The organism is Rhizomicrobium sp. (genome assembly GCA_037200385.1).
Lineage (GTDB): Bacteria > Pseudomonadota > Alphaproteobacteria > Micropepsales > Micropepsaceae > Rhizomicrobium.
In genome coordinates this window covers 1362598-1382620 of sequence record JBBCGL010000001.1, presented here as the reverse complement: position 1 = coordinate 1382620, position 20023 = coordinate 1362598, and the positions used below count along the sequence as shown (strand labels likewise).

Here is a 20023-nt window from a genome sequence, read left to right as displayed (position 1 = left end):
TCATTCTCCCTGGGGTTCGCTGCCGTAGCGCGGCGCTTCGCAGCTCCCGGCATGGGCCGCGCCGCGCCGCGTGACGACGATGCTGTATATTGCACAATAAAAGGCGCCGACGATCACGGCGGGCAAGATCGAGACAAGTATTCGCGGCGTTCCGGCGAGCCGGTGCATTCCCGCCTGCAATACGATCATCGTCGCGATCGCCGATGCCGCGGCCGCTGCGACCGCGACGGGTCGCGACGCCCTTTCCATGCGGCCGAGGATCCACTCCATGATCATCGTCACCACATAAGTCATCACCGAACTGAGAGCGCCTTGAACGATGCCGGCCCGGACTCCCGCAGCTGCGCCGAAATCCCAATTTGCATATGCGGCCCAGCTGCCCTGCACGAGCATCGCGCCTACGGCCATGATGAGACTGCGCTGCTGCGCACCGCTGCGGCTCATGGCGCAGTCCTCGACGGGATGGGAGACGCGCCGAGCGCCTCCGATATGTGCCGCATCACGTCGTCCCGATGCTGATCCAGGACGAAATGGTCGCCGCGATATTCGCGCGCATTGAAGCCGGCCATGGTCTGCGAACGCCATCCGGAGAGGGCGACGGGATCCTCGAAGGCCGGATCGCCCTTTCCGGCGAAGGCGCTGATCGGTACCGGAAGCGGTCTCGGATTCTCGCAGTGATAGGATTCCGCGACCGCCAGATCCGCGCGCAGAATGGGAACGAGCAGGTCCGTCATCTCGGAGCCGAGCTCGGCGGGGAACGCGCGCCCGGTATTCCTGGCGACGGCATTCATCATCTGCGTGGTGTCGAGATGGCTCACGCGTTTCGCGGGCCGGGCGCCGGGCGCCGGCGTCGAGACCACGAAGAGATGCTCGGGGACCTGTGCCCCGCTTTCGCACAGCCGCCGCGTCAACTCGAAGGCGAGAAGCCCGCCCATGCTGTATCCGAGAAATGCGAAGCGCCCCCGGCACAGCGGCTCCAGCGCATCGCGCAGAGGGCCGCTCAGGTCGTCGAACCGTGTGTAGAGCGGTTCGCGAATCCGGGTCCAGCGCCCTGGGAGCTCGACGGCACAGACTTCGATCCGCGCGGGCAGTGCGCGCCCCCAAGTGGCGAACGCGTTTGCGCCGGCGCCCGCGTTGGGGAAACAGATGAGCCTGATTTCGTGCTCGGGCCGCGGAATCTGACAGCGGATCCAACGGTTCATGACACGATCCTCTCGCGCACCAGCGAAGCCGCGGAGTCGAACTCCGTGGCGAGCTGGGCGGACAATTCGCGAATCGTCGTGCTTTCGAACAGCAGGATCGCGGGGACCTCCTCGCCGAGGAACGTCTCCAGGTCCGCCATCACGCGGGCGACGTGAACCGAATTCCCGCCCAAATCCAGATAGCTGTCGTCGATGCCCACGGGCTCGTCGAGTTCCAGGACGGTTTGCCACAGGTCGAGCAGCTTTGCCTGCAAGGCGTTCTCCGGCACGCCGGAGCGCGCGCGCGCCTGCGGATTTTCCGCGCTCAGCAGGCCGGCCAACGTTTTGCGATCGATTTTTCCGTTTGCCGTGAGCGGCCACGCCTCCAGGACCACGATCTGGGACGGTACCATGTAGCCGGGAAGAATTTTTCGCATGCTCCGGTGAAGGGTCTCGGCATCGACGCCGCCAATCACGTAAGCCACCAGCCTGCCGTCGGTCCGTCCGCCGATGCGCTCGACTACCGCCTGTTTAACGCCCGGCGTTGCAAGGAGATGGGCTTCGACCTCCTTGAGCTCGACGCGGAAGCCGGAGATCTTTACCTGGCCGTCTTCGCGTCCGAGGAATTCGATGTCGCCCGAAGGCATCAGACGTCCGAGATCTCCTGTCCGATAGAGACGCTGGCCTCGGTTCGGCGGGACGCAAAAGCGCTCCGCGGTCTGCTCCGGGTCTCCCCAATAGCCGCGGGCCAGGCCCAGGCCTTCTATGCAAATCTCGCCAACCACGTGTTCGGGGCAGGGTTCGAAATCTTCATCGAGCACATACAGGCGCTGGTTTCGCATCGCTTTTCCATAAGGAATGCTCTTCCAGCCCGGCTTCACCTCTTCGATCTCGTAAAGCACGGACCAAATCGCGGCTTCCGTGGCGCCCCCGAGGCTGACGATCCGGGCGTTCGGAAAGACCCTGCGGATGCGGTCGGGCAGTTCGAGAGGAATCCAGTCGCCGCTCAGCAGGACCAGCCTCATCCACTCGCGGGCCTCGCCGAGACGGTCGATGCCTGCCGTCTCGATGTATCCCAGAAGCATCTCCATGAACGCCGGCACCGAGTTCCACAGCGTGATCCGGTGCGTGGCCAAATCGTGCACCCAGGCGCCCGGATCTTTCTCCGTGCCACGGCGCGGAAACACGACGCAGCCGCCGGCGCCGGCGACGCCGAACATATCCCACACGGAAAGATCGAAGGTGAAGGCGGACACCGCGAACAGGCGGTCGGCGGCCGACACGCCAAAGCGCGCGTTCATGTCCGCGAGCGTGTTCGCGACGGCGGCGTGTTCGATCGCGACGCCCTTTGGGACGCCGGTCGATCCGGAGGTGAACATGATGTAGCTCAAATCCGACGCAGCGGGCCGCGGCCACGCAGTCTCGCCTGCATCGTCGTTCGGCGCGTCGAGGCCGATACTGGCGACATGGGGCGCCAACTGGAGACCGTCCAGCCGCTTCGTATCGCCCACGACCGCCTGCACCTCGGCGGCGTCGAGAGCTTGCGCGATCCGCGCCGGCGGCCAGTCCGTTCCGATCGGCACATAGCAGCCTCTGGCGCGCAAGATGCCGAGGGCGGCGGCCATGGCCTCGACCCGCGATTCCGCAAGGATCGCCACCCGAGCGCCGTCCGCCAGTCCGCGCTTCGCCAGACTACGTCCGAGCGCGTCGGCACGCTGAACCACGCTCTCAAAGGTCCAGGCGTGCTCGCCCTCGATTGCAGCCAGGCGCTCGGGTGCCGCGCGCGCCGTATGCAAGATCGGCTCGTGAAGCCGCACGTCCGGCGCCGCCGCGGCGGTATCATTGGCGGAATCGATCTTGTCCCTGGCCGCCGCAGGAAAAATATCTAAGCGGTCGTCCCAAGCGCCGCGCGCGACATGTTCAAGCAGCCGCATGTAAGCGGCATGCATTGCGGCAACCAGGCCTTCGGGAAAGAGATCGTCCACGAAGTCCCACTCGGCAACCAGCCCACCGTCGTCGGCTTCCAGCGCCTTGTTGTCGAGCCAGACTTGCGGCGTCTGGCTGATGCCGAAGGTCTGTGCCCGGTAACCGGGAAAGAAAGCCGACCGATCGCCCCGGCCGAAACGGCCGTTGAGCAGGCTCGTGAATACGACCGGCGCAATGTTTCCGGACAGCCGCCCCCTGTGTCTCGATATGTCGCGAAGGACTTCGACTCCGCTGTATTGATCGTGACGCAGATCTTCGAGCAATTGTTCCTGAAGCAAGCGCGCGCACGTCTCGAAGCTCGCCCCCGGGGGTGGTTTCTTGGCGACCAGCAATTCGATGCCGGTGAACTCGCCGAGCAGGCGGTCCACGTCCGGATGCATCGGGAGACGGCGCTCGACGGACAGATTCAAGACGAAGCTCTTGTTCCGGCACCAGCGCCGCAAAACCTCGGCGTAAGCCGTGAGCATAACGCTGGTCGGGGTCAGGCCTCGCGCGCGGGCCCCTTGCATGAGCGCCTCCCAGTCGCGCGGCGGCAGGACGGCCGAGAGGCGGGAGAAGCGGGGCGTGCCGATCGCCGATGCCTGTACCCGTAGCGGGAGCTCCGGGCCGGACGCTAGATCGGCGAACCGGCCTGTCCAATAGGCTTTGGCTTCGGCGTAGCCTTCCGTTTCGCGCAAGCGGCGTTCGCCCAGAACGAAGTCGCGGAACGAGATCGCCGGCCGGGGAGGCAGGTCCTGACCCTGGTAGAGCGCGCCCCATTCGAGCAACGCCATCCGGATGCTTCCCGCATCGAGTATGAGGCTGTCCACGCTCACGTGGAGGAGGTCGCACCCGGGCAGACGTGTGACTCGAACGTCGAAAAGCGGCCAGCGACCAGCGGGGAGGACCTGATGCGACATCTCTGCGCGCACTGCTTCGGCGGCTTTCGCCCGCGCCGCATCCTCGGCGGCGCGAAGATCCAGAACCGGAATGCGAAGGGAAGGCACGTCGGCGAGCACGCGTTGCATGCCATCGTCCTGGATGACCGCGCGCAGCATGTCGTGGCGCGAGATGAGCAGATTCAGCGCCTCTTCGAGCCGGGGAAGGTCCAGCGCCTCGAACTCGAATTCGAGGTAGCCGTGGGTGCCGACGCCGCCCAGTTCCTGCCCTGTCTGGCGTCCCACCCAGTAGGCTTCCTGGACCGGAGTCAGCGGAAACGGTTCGTGCCATGCCGTGGGCTCCGGTCGCAGTTCCGGCCATTGCCGTTCGCGGACGGAACCCGAAAGCTGTGCCAGGAGCTCCGCCAAACTGCGATCGAAGAGATCGCGTGGCGCGATGACGATGCCATGGCCGCGCGCACGGCCCACGACCTGCGCGGCCGCCACGGAATCCCCACCCAGGGAAACGAAGTCGAGCGCGTCCGGCACGGTGTCCAACCCGAGAACATCCGCGACGATGCCGCGAACGATTGCGCCGGCCTCGGCCGGATTCGCTTGGGGGAGCACGCCGGCCGGAGAGCGCACGAGCTCGTTCAACATCAGCGCGAGATCGGGCCGCCACACCGCGAGCCGGTCCCAATCCGCCGGAACCGCGACCACATGCGCCCGCCGCGAGGCCATGGCAGCCTCGAGCATGCGCAGGCCGGTGGCCTGCGAAATCGGCTTCAATCCCGCTGCATCCATGAGCGGCTGGACATGCGGCAGGCGCGCCGTCATCCCACCCTCGCTCCAGACACCCCAACTCACCGAAAGCGCCGGCAACGCCTGGCGCCGCCGTTGCTCCGCGATACCGTCGAGCGCGGCGTTGGCAGCCCCATAGGCAGCCAAATTCGGTAACGCGAAAACCGAACTGATGGACGAAAACAGGACGAAGTGGTCGAGTTCGACATCTCGCGTCGCCGCGTGAAGGTTGCGGGCGCCCTCAACCTTCGGGGCCATCACGTCATGGAACATGCAAGGCGGCGTCGTTTCGCGCCCATCTTCGCCATACACACCCGCGGCGTGGAACACGCCTCGAAGAGGGGCTTGCGGGTCGCAGAGGTCCTTGACCAGAGCGCGGACGCCGGCCTCGTCGATCACATCGCAGCGCCGATAGAAGAGCTTGTCGCCATGCTGGGACAATTCGGCGAGCGTTTCCAGGCTGGCTTCCGAGCGGCCCACGAGACAAACGCGGTGTGCACCCTTCTCAAGAAGCCAATGCGCGACACAGCGGCCGACGCCCCCCAGGCCGCCCGTCACCAGATAGGTGCCGTCTGCGCGAATGGGCGGGCTTGCGGTGCTCGGCTGCAGCGGCCGCAGGCGGCGCACAGTACGGCCCGAACTCTCCAGTCGGATCTGTTCGGACGTGTCCGAGGTTTCGAGTTCGCGCGCTACGGCGGCTGCAGCTTGCGGATCGTGCCATCCCGCGCTCGCGTCCAGACAGCGGATTCGGGCGCCGGGGAATTCCTCGCGGATGCTTTGCGCCACGATTCCGGCGGCTGCGGCATACGGCTCGCCGTCGGCGGCGCCTTTTGTGAGAACGACGGTAGGGCCACGCCAATTGGCACGCCCCAGTTCCCGAAGCTGCTGCGCAAGCCTTTGCGTTGACGCCGCGAGATCGTCCCCGGGCGGTGCGCCGGCCCGTGCAAAGATGATCCCGAAAGGCGCCCAGGCTTCACACTGCTCCACCGGCAGAGAGTCGGCGCAAATCGCAACAGCGTTCTCGAGGATGTTGTCGAGTTGTCCAACGTCGCCCATGATCCGCCAGCCGGCGACGTTGCTCTGTCCGGTCGGTTGCTCTGCCCGGACCCAGGTGATCTCGTGCAGTCTTTCGTCCGGCGCGCGCGCTTGCTGTTTGGGACCGACCCAGCAGGAGATGCGCCGAAAGGGCAGTCGCGGCGCATCGATGCGCCAGTAGCCACGGTCCGCGTAATACCGGTTTCCCCGGGCGGCGATCCCATGCTCGTAAAGCCGCGCCAAGGCGCGCGTGAGTTGCTCGGTGTCGTTCTGCCCCCGGCGCAGCAGCGCAATCCCTGGAATCCGAGGCTCAATCGTAGTGGCGGCCCCGAGAAGGACCGGATGCGGTCCTAGCTCCACGAAGAGATCCGCGCCGCTGTGCGCCAGGGTCCTGACGCAGCGTTCGAACTGGACGGTCGATCTGGCGTGCGCGCGCCAGTAGGCCGCGTCCACCGTCTCGACGAGCTCGCCCGTCAGGTTCGACGCGAGAGGAATTTGTGGCGCCCGATAGCCGATGTCCGATGCCGCCAGCTGAAACGAATCGAGCACCGGGTCGATCATCGCGGAATGGAAGGCCTGCTCCACCTTGAGTCTGACGGCGCCAATTCCCTCCTTGCCGAACCACGCGACGGCCGCTTCGAGTGCGGCCTCGGCGCCGGAGACCACGATCCGCTCGGGTGCGTTGACGGCGGCGATTGCAAGTTGTGATCCCCAAGGCGCAATTCCATCGCGCACAACGCTCTCCGGCGCCTCCACTTCCGCCATGGCGCCACGCGTCTGACTCATGAGCCGTCCACGGACAGCCACCAGACGGATGGCGTCCTCCGGGCTCATCACGCCGGCAACGCTAGCCGCGACATACTCGCCCAGACTGTGGCCAGCCACGGCGTGCGGTTCGATGCCCCATTCGCGCAGCAACGCCGCGAGCGACCATTCCGTGGCGAACAGGACCGGTTGCGCGAACCTTGTATCCCGCAGCGCTTGCGAAGTCGGATCGAATGCGAGCTGCGGGAGCAGCACGCCGACCTCGTCCGCAACCGCGGCGGCGCAACGGTCGAACTCGGCACGGAACACCGGCTCGGACTCGTAGAGCCCCGCGGCGAGGCCTGCATATTGAGACCCCTGTCCGGTGAAGAGGAATGCCGGGCGCGGCGGACCGGATACGTGGCGGGCTTTTCCGCCCTGCGCCGCCTCGTGCAGCAGCTTCGTCATCGCCTGCGGGTCGTCAGCCACGAAGGCCCGTCGCCACGGCAATTGCGCGCGGCCGACATGTGCCGTGAAACACAGATCGCCCAGCGCTTCCGGCTCGGCTTCGATCACGTCGGCATAGGCTATTGCCAACTCCGACAGGGCTTCCGGCTCATGGGCGCTCAGTGCCAGAAGATAGGGCCTGCGCTCCGGCGCAAGGCGCCGACGCACCCGCTTCGGTGGTGCGCCGAGGATCGCGTGCGCGTTGGTTCCGCCCATGCCGAACGATGAGACGCCGGCGACGCGCGGCGCTGCTGTCGGCGGCCAATCCTCCAGTCTTGTGGCCACGTAGAAGGGGCTCGACTCGAATGGGATTTCCGGGTTCGGTGTCTCGAAGTTCAGGGTCGGAGGTATCTGGCCGTTCTCGACTACGAGCGCGGTCTTGATGAAGCCCGCAATTCCGGCCGCCACCTCCAAATGCCCGAAATTCGATTTGACGGAACCGATGGCGCAGAAATTGGTTCGTGTCGTGCCGCGCCGGAAGGCGCGCGTCAGCGCCTCGATCTCCATCGGATCGCCAAGCGCCGTGCCGGTGCCATGACATTCCACATAAGCAACGGAGTCCGGTTCGATGCCGGCGACTTCCTGCGCTTCGGCGATCACGCGCGATTGACCGCGGATTGCCGGGGCGTGGAACGTCGCCTTCGCGGCGCCGTCATTGTTGACGGCCGTGCCGAGAAGGACCGCGCGGATCCGATCGCCGTCGCGCACCGCCGCGTCCAACCGCTTGAGAACCACCGCGCCGGCGCCGTGTCCAAACAGCGTGCCGCCGGCCCGCGCGTCGAAGGGACGGGTGTGTCCGTCCGGACTTTGAATGAGACCGTCTTCGAACAGATAGCCCGCGCCCTCCGGCGGGCGGATCGACACGGCACCCGCCAGCGCCAGATCGCACTCGCCGGAGAGGATGCTTTGGGCCGCCAGATGGATGGCCACCAAACCGGTCGAACACGCCGTCTGGCAAGTGATCGCGGGACCCGTGAGGTTCAGCCGGTATGCCACCTGAAGAGAGAGAAAGTCTTTGTCATTGGTGAGGAACATCGGGAGCATTTCGCTCAGCGAACGCGGCTTGCCGTCCGCCAGGAGATGCCAGAGCATGTAGGTATTGATCGAACAGCCGGCAAAGCAGCCGATCGGGCCATCGTAGGACCGCGGATCGTAGCCGGCGGATTCCATGCAGTGCCACGCCGTTTCCAGGAATATCCGCTGCTGCGGATCCATCAGGCGCGCCTCGCCCACGGTCAGGCCGAAGAACCCGGGGTCGAAGAGGTCCACGCCTTCGATGCTGGAGACGGCACGGACATATTCCGGCCGGTTCACGAGCGCTGAGTCCACGCCTGCGGCGATCAATTGCTCGCGGGATGGAAAGGTCAGAGACTCTTCGCCGCCGCAGAGATTGCGCCAGAATTGCTGCTCGGTCGCCGCTCCCGGAAACCGACAAGCCAGTCCGATTACGGCGATGGCGTCTGCGGGCGGATCCTCAGCCATGCGCGTCTTGCCCTCTCGGGCGCGTCCGCCGCATGCGCGTTTCCCTGCGAATGCGGCCACGGGCCGCGCCGGCGTCCGCCGAGTCGGGCGCGGCCTCGCCGCCGCGCACGAGCGCCGCGATCCCGCGCACGCTCGCATGTTCGAGAAAGATCGCGATCGGAATGTCTACGTGGAATCGTCGGCGGACTTCTCCCTGTATCTGTACGAGCTGCATCGACGTGCAACCCTGGTCGAAGAAATTGTCGAGCGGGCCCAGTTCGCCGATCTGCAGCACCTCCATAGCCAGACCGGCGATCTCGATCTCGACTCCGACCAGTGGCACCTCGCGAACGGGCTCTTCGCTGCGTTGCGGCTCGGCGAGCGCCTGCCGGTCAATCTTGCCGTTCGCCGTGAGGGGAAACTTGGCCACCGCATGCACTGCCGATGGCACCATGTAGACCGGAAGGCCTGCCGCCGCCCGGCGTTTGAGATCGCTCACCAGTTCGGCGGCCATCGTGGCGTCGTCGACAATCACCCAGGCCACCAGCCGCTGCCGGTCGGGCGCCTCGCCGCGGACATCGACCACGACGTCACGCACCCGTGCATCCTGCCGTAGCACGCTTTCCACCTCGCCCGGCTCGATCCGGTGTCCCCGGATCTTCACTTGCCGGTCCAGACGACCGAGGATCTCCACGTGGCCGTCGGGCCGGTAGCGGCACGCGTCGCCGGTCCGGTAGTAACGCTGGCCGGTGCGCGCGTCGACGACGAACGCTGCTTCGGTGCGGTCGGGATCGTCCCAATAGCCCTGCGCGAGGCTTTCGCCTCCGATCCACAATTCCCCGGGAACATGGGTCGGGCGATCGACACCGCGACGGTCGACGATCCGGAAGTGCTGGTTCGTCAGCGGCTTGCCGTAAGGGATGCTTGGCCAAGTCTGGTCGATGGCATCGATCTTGAAAATCGTCGACCATATCCCAGCCTCGGTGGCGCCGCCGAGGCTGTAGATTTTCGCCTTCGGCCACAGCCGCCGGATACGATCGGGCAAGCCGATGGGAATCCAGTCGCCACTCAGAAGGACCAGACGCAGGGAGCCGCCCATCTCCTCGACGCCGCGCCGTTCGAGTTCGTCGACGAGGAGGGTCATGAGAGCCGGAACGGAATTCCAGACCGTTACGCCACAATTCTCGATCAGTTCGAGCCAATGAGCGGGGTTGCTGGTACGATCGAAAGCTGGTGCCACGACGGCGCCGCCGGATCCGAGGAGGCCGAATATGTCGTATACGGACAGATCGAAGGCGAGGCTTGAAACGGCCAGGACGCGATCCGCGGCGCCGATCTCGAAGCGTTCGTTGAGGTCGCGGATGGTATTCCACGCCGCCCGATGCCGGACAGCGACGCCCTTCGGCCGGCCCGTCGAACCCGAGGTGAAAATCACATAGGCCAGATCCTCGGCGTCGACTTCGCCCGTGCCGTGCGATGCGTCGTCCATCGCCGTTCGAATGGAAACCCAACTGCGCGCTTCATCTCGCTCCGCGGGATCGCACGACCCGTCGGTACAGACCGCACGGGCGCCCACCGCGGCAAGCAGCGCGGCACGGCGCGCGGGCGGTGCGTCCGTGGCGAGCGGGACGTATGCGCCGCCCGCCTTCAGGGTGCCCAGAACGCCGATCAGCTGTTCCCGCTTCTCTCGCGCCAGAATCCCCACGCGGTCGCCCCGCGCGACGCCCGCCTCGCGTAGTCGCTTCGCCAAGGAGCCTGCCGCGCCCAACAACGCGCCATAGGACATCGAACTCGCAAGATCGACCAGAGCCATACGGTCGGGTCTGCGGTTGGTCTGGCGCTCGAAGGCGTCTTCGAGACGCGCCGGCACAACAACCGCTGCCGTGCGGTTCGCTTCGATCCGTGGCTGCAGATCGATGGGATCGCAGATGTCGAGGGTCTCTCGCTCCCAAGCCGCGTCTTCGAGAGCCAGCAGATCGACAAGTCGGGCAAATGAAGCCTGCATGCGGTCGATCAGTCCCTCGGGAAAGAGCTCCTCGACCGCGTCCCAATTGTGCAGCACGGCGCCGTCCGGCTCCGGAACGACTTGATAGTCGAGTTCGACTTGCGGCGTCTGGGAAACTGCGAACCTCACACGTCCGAAGCTGGCGAGCCCGTCGCCCTGGGGTGCGATCCCCAGCGCACTCGTAAAGACGACGCTGAGGTCCGCTTCTCCGCGCAGGCCGCGCTGGCGCCGGAATTCCCGGCGAATCCGCACACCGCTGACCGCGCTCTTTTCCATACCCTCCCACAGCCGCACTTGCATCGCCTTTGCCCGCAATACGAAGCCGCCGGTTTCGGCATGGAAGTCCACCGGCATCATCGAGGTGAAATCGCCGACCAGATCGTGGACGGCGGGATGGAACGGTCGACGATTGAAAAGCGTCACGTTGATGGTGAGCGCAGTGTTGCGCCCGTACAGCGCGAGAACCTCGGCATAGGCGGCCAGCAGAGCGGACGACGGCGTCAGACCATGCCCTCGAGCCCGGTTTTCGAACTGCGCAAATTTCTGGCGCGACATCCGCAGCGTCCGCCGGACGAAACGCGGCTTGCGCAGGGCGTTCGCGGCGATGCGATGCGCAAGTTCGGGCTTTGGCGGCAGCGTCGAAAGGCGTGCCCGCCAAAATTCGAGTGCGCTCAAGCCTTGGCGCGACTTGCCCTCGTCCTCAAGCGCACGGGCGTAGTCGCGATAACCGATCGGGAGCGGCGAAAGCCTGGCCTCGGGTTGTTCGTAGAGCAGCCGCCATTCTCGCACCAAGATAACCAGACTTCCCAGGTCGAGATTCAGCAAGTCGACGCTCAGAAAGAGTCGCGTCGTGCGATCGTCGATACGCGCGGATCGGAAGTCGAAGAGATAGCCGCCGTCGGCCGGCCTCACCTCATGCGACATCTCCTCCCGGATTTTCGCGGTCCTGATATCGATCTCCCGGGGCTCGACACCTCGCCAGTCGTCGCACGGGATGTCGAAGCGCGGTGCTTCTTCGAAAGGGCGAACGCACTGGCGACCATCCGACAGAATGACGGCTCGGAGCATGTCGTGCCGCTCGATGAGCTTGCGCCACGCGTCTTCGAGCCTCGTAACATTGAGGTCGAGGCAATCGATTTCGACATAGCCATGAACCCCCACGCCACTGAGTTCGCCGTACCCGCTGCGACCGAGAAGGTATGCCTGCTGGACGTCCGTGAGCGGGAACGGTTCATGGCGTCCGCCCGGCTCCGGCCGGAGCGCGAGCGATGCCCCAGTCTCCCGCTCCCGCAGAAGCCGCGCGAGCAGTTCGCGCTTCCCCGCGGGACTCAAAGCCCTTACCGCCTCTCCCTCGCGTGCGGAACCGCGCGGGATCATCTGCGGTGTTCCTGCGAAGGTCGTCTGACCATGCTCATCACCACTCCATGGCGCTATCCGCACTTCGCTCGCCCGCTGCCGATGTCGAGCTTACCCACCCATCCATCGGCTCAAATTCGTCAGGACTGGTTTGGTCCAATCGGTTAGGTACTTGTCGGCTGGACGCGCAGCTGAACCATCGGTCTCGCCGGTTTGCCCGAACTCTGCTGCTGAATTTCCTTCACCCGCTCCTGCGCCAGGATGGCTTGAATAAGCGGTGTGAAGAACACGCCGTCGCCTATCGTCTCCAGGAAGTCCTCGGTTGCCGAGAGCCAGCCCTCCTCGCGTAGCGCCTCCCAGACGAGAGAGAACTCCTCGTAGACGTCTTCGCCGAAGACCGCGCGATAACCGCGCCGGTCTATCCGCATGGATTGCAGGCTCTGGAAAATCGCCAGGAGATGACGGTCTTTCTCTGAATACGCAAAGAAACGATTTGCCGGGAAGCGGCCGGCCTCCAAAGCCTTCGCATAATCCGCCACGGTCGTCGGGTTCATATAAGCGGCGCCGGGATCGCGGGCGGATCCAGGGAAGATCGACACAGCGGCGAAGCCCAGTCCAAGCATCTGCGGCACTCGCTTCTGCTCGGCTCCGTCGTAGGTAAAATTGCGGGTCGCCTCTTCGTAAGCGTAGGTCCCTTGCCGAGGCGACGATGGATCCCGTTTCTCGAAGTCGTATGGCGTCGCTTGGCGGAAGCCACGAGAGAGAAGGAAATCCCGGCCCGCCCGGTACATCTGAAGATTGTCCTCGATGCTTGGGAGCGAGTCGCGGTGCGTCCTGGCGAAGTCGCTTCGTCCCGCGACATTCAACTCGTAATGGGTGATGTGGCGAACGCCGAGATCCACCAGGATCTCCAGGTCGCCGAGCATGTCCTCAAGCGTCTGAGTGGGCCAGCCAAAGATCAGATCGACGCTGGTGACGACGTCGTTCTCCGCGCACCAAGCCAAGGTCCGGTAAACCTGGTCGGCCGTCTGGTTCCGTCCCGAAAACTTGATCAACCGATCCTGGAGCTGTTGAACGCCAATGCTGACGCGGTTGATCCCGGCGTCCTTCATCGCGCGCAGTTTTCGATCATTGAAGAGCTGTGGGATGCCTTCGAGCGTGATCTCTGCGTCCGCGCTGAGCAGAGGAAAGAGCTTTCGCACCACGTCGCAGAGCTGGCGATAGACTCCATCTCGATAGAGGTTGGCCGTTCCCCCGCCGAAATAGACGCTGGTAACCGGAAGGCTTCCGACGTGCGGACGGTACAAGTCGCATTCCAACGAGAGGTAGTGGAGGTATTCGTCCAGCTGCGAAGAGCGATGGTAGTCCTCGCTCGGAAACAGGCAGAACCCGCAACGGGTAGGATTCGTCGGAAGACAGTAGGGCGTAGCTACGTAGAGGCTGACGGGTCCCCCTCCAGACACGGCCGGATTGTTGATGATGTCGACCACGGGGGCTTCAGGGTCGCGCCAGAAAAGGGGCGACGGATGAGCATGCAGAACCTTGTTCGACTGCCTTCGTCCCCGCCTGCTGCGGATATGCTCGCGCATCTCCGCCACCGTGCTGATAGCGCCCTGCATGCCATCACCGCCAATATTCAAACTCAAAGACTAGCATCAGCATAGTATGAATTTGAGCCGGAGTCTTGCCTATGACAGACAAGGAATGCGGATAAATTCGTAGTCTTATCGCCATCAAGAACCTACAAATCTCGGAGGCGACGGTTGTGTCCACGATGCGAGACTTGCTTCCTCTACCGGCGGTTGTCGAGCAAGCGACCCCGGACATGTGGAACACGCCGCACCGAAGCGAAGAGGAGGTCTTCCTGGAACGAGCGGTCGAGAAGCGCCGCCGGGAATTCCGGGCCGGCCGAGCCTGCGCGCGACGTGCGCTGCAGGTGCTGGGCCTCTCGACGGATATCCTTTCGGTGGGTCCCGATCGCGCGCCGGTGTGGCCGGTCGGCGTTGTCGCAAGCATCACGCACAGCGGAGGTTTCTGCGCGGCCGCAGTTGCGTGGCAAGACGCCTTTGCCGGAATTGGGATAGATGCCGAACGACGCCGTGCCATCGGCCCAGAGTTGGTTTCCCATATCTGCACACCAGCCGAACAACGTTGGATCAAAAACGCAGCCCCTCCTGCGGATGGCTCCTTGGCCGATTGGCCGACGCTCGTATTCAGTGCGAAGGAGTGCCTCTATAAGGCGCTGCCTTCCTCTGCCGGCCGCCGCTATTTGGGGTTCCAGGATGCGAATGTCTCTGTCGTTCCGAATGAAGGAGTATTTGATATCGAGATGAATCCCCGTCGCCAGCCTTGGCCTTTGACGAGGCATTTTCGAGGCCGCTTCCGCATGACCCAGGATTACGTCCTGGCCGCCCTTACGCTTCCCGGTCCTGGCAAGTGAAGCGGGAAATTGAGCGGCAAACGTTCTCCCGCATGAGCTTCCCAAAGGCGCCAACCGATGCCACTTCGAATTGCGATTCTGGGGGACTCGAGCAGCAGCGGCATCGGCCTTGGAAGAGACTGCTATCCCGCCAGGCTGCTCGCTCATCTGCGTGAGGAGATGGACGTCCAGCTATCGAACTATGCGGTGCCGGGCTTCACGTCGGCCGACGCGAGCCGCTTCTTTCACGCGGTCGGCGCGCAGGAGCGCACCGATTACCTGATCATCTATTTGGGGAACAACGAAGGCGCTCACTCGGCTCAAAAGGGCTACTACAGCCCGGCCAAGGCAAGCTTAACGGCTTGGATCACAAGGCCGCCGGCGAGGCAGTTTCGTCCCGTCCTTTCACCGCCGCGCTTTCGGTTCCAACATCGGGTTGCGCCGCCAGCCCCGGCGACCACGCCACTGGAATTCCGCAAGAACTTGCGGTCCATCGTTCGCCGCGCCACGCGTCAGGGGACGAAGGTCATTCTCATCAACCCGGTCGCGAATGCCCGGTTCCCGTGCGGTGTTGGAACCCCGAACAGCTCATACATGTGCTACTTGGATGATCTGGATCGATTGGGTTATGAGATCAAGAATCAGCCGGCTGACGACATCGCGGAGCGATTGAGTGGCGGGATCGGGCATTATACCGCGGGGCGCTGGGCCGAGGCTATCGCGTCGTGGCAGCCGGTCGCGCCGACTGCCGGGGTCGCGGGCTTCATCGCCAGGCACAATCTGGCCTGCGCGCGGGCCCGGCTGGGCGACTTGGCTGGAGAACGCCAGCTGCGGGCTTTGCTCGGGCAGTTTCCCGGCTACGATAGCATCATATTGTACAATCTCGCGCGGCTCATGGAATGGCGCGATGATCGCGAAGGAGCCGCCGATCTGGGGCGGCAGGCGCTTGAAGCGGACGGTTCGGTCTACCGGATACACGAGAAATATCGTGACGCGATTGCGACGTTCGCCTCGAACAGCGACGTCCGCATTCTCGACTTGGCGCCGATCCTGACTGCCGAGCATTTTATCGACTATTGCCATCCGACCGGAGCCGGCCACGAAAGGATCGCGCTCGCTTTGGCGCAGCTCATCCGGGACGATCATCGTGCGACCGGTTTGGTCGAGGGCTCGCGCCTTGAGATTACGCTGCCGACGCCCAATTACCTGTACGCTCCAGGGCAGACGCTGATCGACTACTACTGCATGGATTGGCCGATCGATCGCTTGCAAATTGCGGCGCTTGTGGAGGGCCAACGACATGCGCATCCCAGCGACCCTCCCGCTGATGAGAAGCTCGGCGCGTGCATCAAAAACTTTTTCGAGTCGAATCGGCAGCATCCGATCTTCACCGCCAACATCGAATTCTCGGGGTCATGGATTCCCATGAGCCACGAAATCCTGTCGTTCCCGGAATTCTTTCTCTACCGCGTGCTCCGCGGCTATTCGGCGGCGTATGAAAACGCCGGTCTCGCCGGCCGCCTCTCGGCTGCCCCTCTGCTTGAGCCGATCCGCTTTTCGTCGAACGACTATGAGAAAATCATCTTGCGGCAGAACGGTGAGCCGCTCGACATCGATCTCGATCTCAGAGGGGCGTATCAACGCGCTATCATCGAGAAGGTGAGAGACCAGCTGACGTCCGATAGCGCGATCTTCCGGCCGACGATCGGCGAGCGGATCCGAACCGTCACGCGGTGGTATACGCGTGAGGCTTTCCGCTATGGAACCCAGTCGAGACTTTCCATGCTGTATGCACGCTGGGACATCGAGAGACTGATCGAAGGACTGGTCGTCGCCATCGTGATCGCGCAAAGCCGCCAAGAGGCCGCCGCGGGGCATATCGAGGCGTTGGATCGGCTGCTGTTGCGCATCCTGGAGCTGATCGGAATTCATGAGCGTCACGTGGACCGATATCGCCAGAATGAGCGGGCGTTCTCGATAGCTGCATACGGTTCGGATCTGGCCCGGATGCGCCAATCCGTCGAGAACGCGCTCTGCGCTTCGGCGATTTGGCTTTAGAATCAACCCGTCGGATACTTGGCTTGGACGGGCCTTGACAGGTTGAATTCTGCGGGTTCTCTGTGGCATGAGCGCCGAGCATAGCGTGGCGACATCCAGCAATCCGGGAGATTGTCGGTCGAATGGCAGAACGAAGGACTCCGCAACAGACGCATGTCCGGCTGGGAAGTCTCTTCCGCTACGCTGCGCAATTGATCGTATTCGGGTTCATCTTCTATGCTGTGGTTACACTGGTAGGCGTGCTGGTTCGGTTGGTGCGAAGGGATCCGTTGGCGCTGCGCTTTGATCCGCACGCCGCCAGCTACTGGGTTGGTCGCGTGCCGCCTGGTCCGCCGCCGAATTCGATGAAGGGTCAATACTGATGGCGCGGTTCAGCGCGGCGGATTTGAGGTCGTCGTGGCGAAGGTCGCGGCGGCCGCACGATGTCCCGTCATACCTGCGATGCGCATCGTAGGCATCTCGGCATTCTATCACGATGGCGCGGCCGCGCTGATAGACGACGGCCGGATCGTTGCAGCCGCGCAGGAAGAACGTTTCACCCGGAAAAAGCATGACGCCGGCTTCCCTCGCAACGCGCTGCACTATTGCCTGAAGGCCTCGGGCGGCGGACTGGAAGATGTCGACTATGTGGCCTTCTATGACAAACCGTTTCGCAAGTTCGAACGGCTTCTGGGAACCTACCTTGCGTCCGCACCGAAGGGTTTCCGCTCGTTCCGCCAGGCCATTCCGCTCTGGCTGAATGGAAAATTGTTTCAGAAGACGCTGCTCTGCGACGAACTGCGAAAAATCGCGCCGGATTTCGACGGAGAAGATCGCTTGCTATTTTGCGAGCATCACCAAAGTCACGCCGCCTCCGCTTTTTTTCCGTCGCCTTTTGACGAGGCCGCAATTCTTACGATGGACGGTGTCGGAGAATGGACGACGACCTCGGCCGGGTTCGGCCGGGGTGCCGACCTCGTGATCGAAAAGGAGCTCTATTTTCCCCACTCCCTCGGCCTCTTATACTCCGCTTTCACCTACTATACCGGGTTCAGGGTGAATTCAGGCGAGTACAAGGTGATGGGGTTGGCGCCTTACGGGCAACCCAAATATGCCAACACGATCCTCGACAATCTGATCGATCTTAAGCCTGACGGGACCTTCCGGCTTGATCAGTCCTATTTCGACTATTGCACGGGTCTCAAGATGACCGGACCCCGCTTCGACCGTCTGTTCGGTGGGCCTCCTCGCGATCCTGAAGAGCCGCTGACGCAGCGTCATATGGACCTGGCTGCCTCAATTCAGGCGGTGACGGAAGAGGTGATGCTTCGCCTTACGCGGTCGCTTGCAGCCGATAGTGGCGCCCGCAATTTGTGTCTTGCCGGTGGTGTTGCTTTGAACTGCGTCGCCAACGGGAGAATTCTCCGCGATGGTCGATTCAAGAACCTCTGGATCCAGCCGGCAGCCGGAGATGCGGGCGGTGCGCTTGGCGCTGCCTTGGCCGCATACCACCTCTATAAGGGGGGCCGGAGGCACGTGAGCGGCCCACGAGACGGGATGAGGGGTGCGCTTCTCGGTCCTTCGTTCGACGATGACGAGACATCTTTGCGCCTTCAGGCGGCGGGAGCGACTTTCACCCGCCTTGGCGAGCAGGAATTGGTTGAACGGGCGGCGTCCGATCTCGCCCAGGGCAAGGCTCTGGGGTGGTTCCAAGGCCAAATGGAGTTCGGCCCGCGCGCGCTCGGCAATCGCTCCATTCTGGCCGATCCACGCTCGCCTGCGATGCAGTCGGAGTTGAATCTCAAGGTCAAATTCAGGGAGTCGTTCCGGCCCTTCGCGCCCGCAGTGCTGCGCGAGGAAGTGGGCCGCTGGTTCGACCTCGATTCCTCAAGCCCATACATGTTGCTCGTCGCAGCGGTGGCGGAACAACACCGCCGGGCGATGACCCCGGACCAAGAAGCTCTTTTCGGCATAGACAAACTCAACGTTCCGCGGTCGCAGATCCCGGCTGTGACGCATGTGGATTATACGGCTCGCGTTCAGACCGTCGACTCCGAGACCAATCCGCGCTTTCACGCGCTTATCTCGGCCTTCGCCCGGCACACGGGCTGCCCGGTGTTGGTGAATACGAGCTTCAACATTCGCGGAGAGCCGATCGTCTGCTCACCCGATGAAGCCTTTCGCTGCTTCATGGGTACGGGGCTCGACGTTCTCGCGATCGGCTCCCTCTACTTGAGCAAGGCTGACCAGGATCCGCGCCTCATTCGGGACTACCGCGGCGAAGTGGAGTCGGACTGACGACATCCATCGCTCGACCGAGCGACGCCTTCGCCAGCCAATGAATCGCAAAGCGGTCCGAAATCATCGCGGCGAGCGCGACACCGGCGAAAAGTCCCGGAAGCCCCAACACGCGATCGCCGAGAAGGGCCAGCGGTATGGGCAGTACGAAGGCGCGAAGAATGCTGATCGCGGCGGCTTCGAGAGGCTTTTTGACGGCATTGAGGGCTGCGCTCGACACCGTCGTCGTACCGATCCAGGCAAAACCCGCCGAGGCAACCCACAGAAATGCTGCGAGTGCTCCGGTCACGCCTGGGTCATCTGAGAACAAGCCGGCGATCGTCGTCGCCAATGCGGCAAGAATGGCCCACGCGACAAGCCCCCAAAGCAAAGCGCCACGACGCGCGACCGCAACGCCCTGCCGGGCCCGCTCGATCTGCGAGGCCCCCCAATTCTGGCCGACAAAGGGTGCCAGCGCGCCGGACAACGCGAGGGGCACCAACCGCACCAGATTGTCGATCCGTCCTGCCACGCCATAGGCCGCCACGGCACCCGGCCCATGCCCAGCGATGAATCCCGTCAACACCGCCGCCCCAAGGGGCACGCTGACATAGGTAACGGACGCAGGACCCGCCACTCGGCCGATTTCCTTCCACGACGCGAGGAGGCCGTGCGCACGATCGGACAAGTCCAACAATCCAAATGCCAGCATGCGCCTCATCGTTAGTGCGGCCGCGACACCGTTTCCAATCAGCGTTGCGTATGCAGCGCCGGTGAGCCCCATCGCCGGGAAGCCCAGCCAGCCGAAAATGAGAATCGGATCCAGCGCGATGTTCAAGACTGCGGCCGTCAGGAGCACGATACCGGAGGTCTTACTGTCGCCTGCTGCGCGCAGCGCAGCGGTTCCGATCTGCATAAGAGCCTGGAACGGAGCTCCCCATAGCCAAACGGCCAGGAACGAGACGCTTTGCGCCGCTATCGGGTCCTGCGCGCCGAGCGCCCTGACGATTTCCCATCTGAGCATGAAGACCAAAGGGCCAAGCGTCATGGCCACCACAAGCCCCAGCCACACCGAGCGGGTTGCCAACGTCCGGCCTCCCTCGAAGTCGTGCGCGCCCAACTTTGGTGCGACGCAGGCAGTCGCTCCCATCCCGAGGCCGAACATGATGTTCACGACCAGAAGTACCGGGGGAATCGCGTAACCGAGCGCGGCGAGCGGAGCCGAACCGAGTCGGCTCACGAACACGCTGTCGGCAAGCAGGTAGAGCGTCGTGCCGGACAATCCGAGGAGGATTGGAGCGGCCTGCTTGAACAGCAAGAGGGAAATCCTCGGATTTCCAAGCAGCTCGTTCATCGC

General features: G+C 63.8%; 9 protein-coding genes. 3 read left to right on the top strand and 6 right to left on the bottom strand.

Translation table 11 applies throughout. The annotated features are described in order from the left end of the window. The 5 genes from WDM91_06610 to WDM91_06590 form a co-directional block, all read right to left on the bottom strand. The gene (locus WDM91_06610; protein ID MEI9994246.1) at positions 1-444 is read right to left on the bottom strand and encodes a hypothetical protein; all 444 of its coding nucleotides are present in this window, start codon (positions 442-444) and stop codon (positions 1-3) included. Next, positions 441-1202, bottom strand: a complete 762-nt coding sequence (locus WDM91_06605; GenBank protein ID MEI9994245.1) for an alpha/beta fold hydrolase — start codon at positions 1200-1202, stop codon at positions 441-443. The genes WDM91_06610 and WDM91_06605 overlap by 4 nt, the downstream gene beginning before the upstream one ends. Then, on the bottom strand, positions 1199-8593 hold the full coding sequence (locus WDM91_06600) for an amino acid adenylation domain-containing protein (protein MEI9994244.1): 7395 nt from the start codon (positions 8591-8593) through the stop codon (positions 1199-1201). Before WDM91_06600 ends, WDM91_06605 begins: the two co-directional genes overlap by 4 nt. After that, positions 8586-11954, bottom strand: a complete 3369-nt coding sequence (locus tag WDM91_06595) for an amino acid adenylation domain-containing protein (protein MEI9994243.1) — start codon at positions 11952-11954, stop codon at positions 8586-8588. The genes WDM91_06600 and WDM91_06595 overlap by 8 nt, the downstream gene beginning before the upstream one ends. Before the next feature lie 143 nt (positions 11955-12097). Further along, positions 12098-13552 (bottom strand): coproporphyrinogen-III oxidase family protein, encoded by a 1455-nt coding sequence (locus tag WDM91_06590; protein MEI9994242.1) that lies wholly within the window; start codon positions 13550-13552, stop codon positions 12098-12100. A gap of 206 nt (positions 13553-13758) precedes the next feature. On the opposite strand from WDM91_06590, the gene WDM91_06585 reads away from it, so the two are divergent. The 3 genes from WDM91_06585 (at position 13759) to WDM91_06575 (ending at position 18687) form a co-directional block, all read left to right on the top strand. Then, positions 13759-14373, top strand: a complete 615-nt coding sequence (locus WDM91_06585; protein ID MEI9994241.1) for a 4'-phosphopantetheinyl transferase superfamily protein — start codon at positions 13759-13761, stop codon at positions 14371-14373. Between the two features lie 57 nt (positions 14374-14430). Beyond that, positions 14431-16410 (top strand): SGNH/GDSL hydrolase family protein, encoded by a 1980-nt coding sequence (locus WDM91_06580; protein MEI9994240.1) that lies wholly within the window; start codon positions 14431-14433, stop codon positions 16408-16410. A 396-nt stretch (positions 16411-16806) separates the two neighbouring features. After that, positions 16807-18687, top strand: coding sequence for a carbamoyltransferase (locus tag WDM91_06575; GenBank protein ID MEI9994239.1), 1881 nt, complete (start codon positions 16807-16809; stop codon positions 18685-18687). Here the strand turns inward: WDM91_06575 and WDM91_06570 are convergent. Next, positions 18650-20020, bottom strand: a complete 1371-nt coding sequence (locus WDM91_06570; protein ID MEI9994238.1) for an MATE family efflux transporter — start codon at positions 20018-20020, stop codon at positions 18650-18652. The genes WDM91_06575 and WDM91_06570 overlap by 38 nt on opposite strands. Positions 20021-20023 lie beyond the last annotated feature (3 nt).

Bases quoted from the DNA above. Each gene is read 5' to 3' on its own strand.
- WDM91_06610 (MEI9994246.1), bottom strand. From the start codon at position 444: ATGAGCCGCAGCGGTGCGCAGCAGCGCAGTCTCATCATGGCCGTAGGC.
- WDM91_06605 (MEI9994245.1), bottom strand. From the start codon at position 1,202: ATGAACCGTTGGATCCGCTGTCAGATTCCGCGGCCCGAGCACGAAATC.
- WDM91_06600 (MEI9994244.1), bottom strand. From the start codon at position 8,593: ATGGCTGAGGATCCGCCCGCAGACGCCATCGCCGTAATCGGACTGGCT.
- WDM91_06595 (MEI9994243.1), bottom strand. From the start codon at position 11,954: ATGATCCCGCGCGGTTCCGCACGCGAGGGAGAGGCGGTAAGGGCTTTG.
- WDM91_06590 (MEI9994242.1), bottom strand. From the start codon at position 13,552: ATGCAGGGCGCTATCAGCACGGTGGCGGAGATGCGCGAGCATATCCGC.
- WDM91_06585 (MEI9994241.1), top strand. From the start codon at position 13,759: ATGTGGAACACGCCGCACCGAAGCGAAGAGGAGGTCTTCCTGGAACGA.
- WDM91_06580 (MEI9994240.1), top strand. From the start codon at position 14,431: ATGCCACTTCGAATTGCGATTCTGGGGGACTCGAGCAGCAGCGGCATC.
- WDM91_06570 (MEI9994238.1), bottom strand. From the start codon at position 20,020: ATGAACGAGCTGCTTGGAAATCCGAGGATTTCCCTCTTGCTGTTCAAG.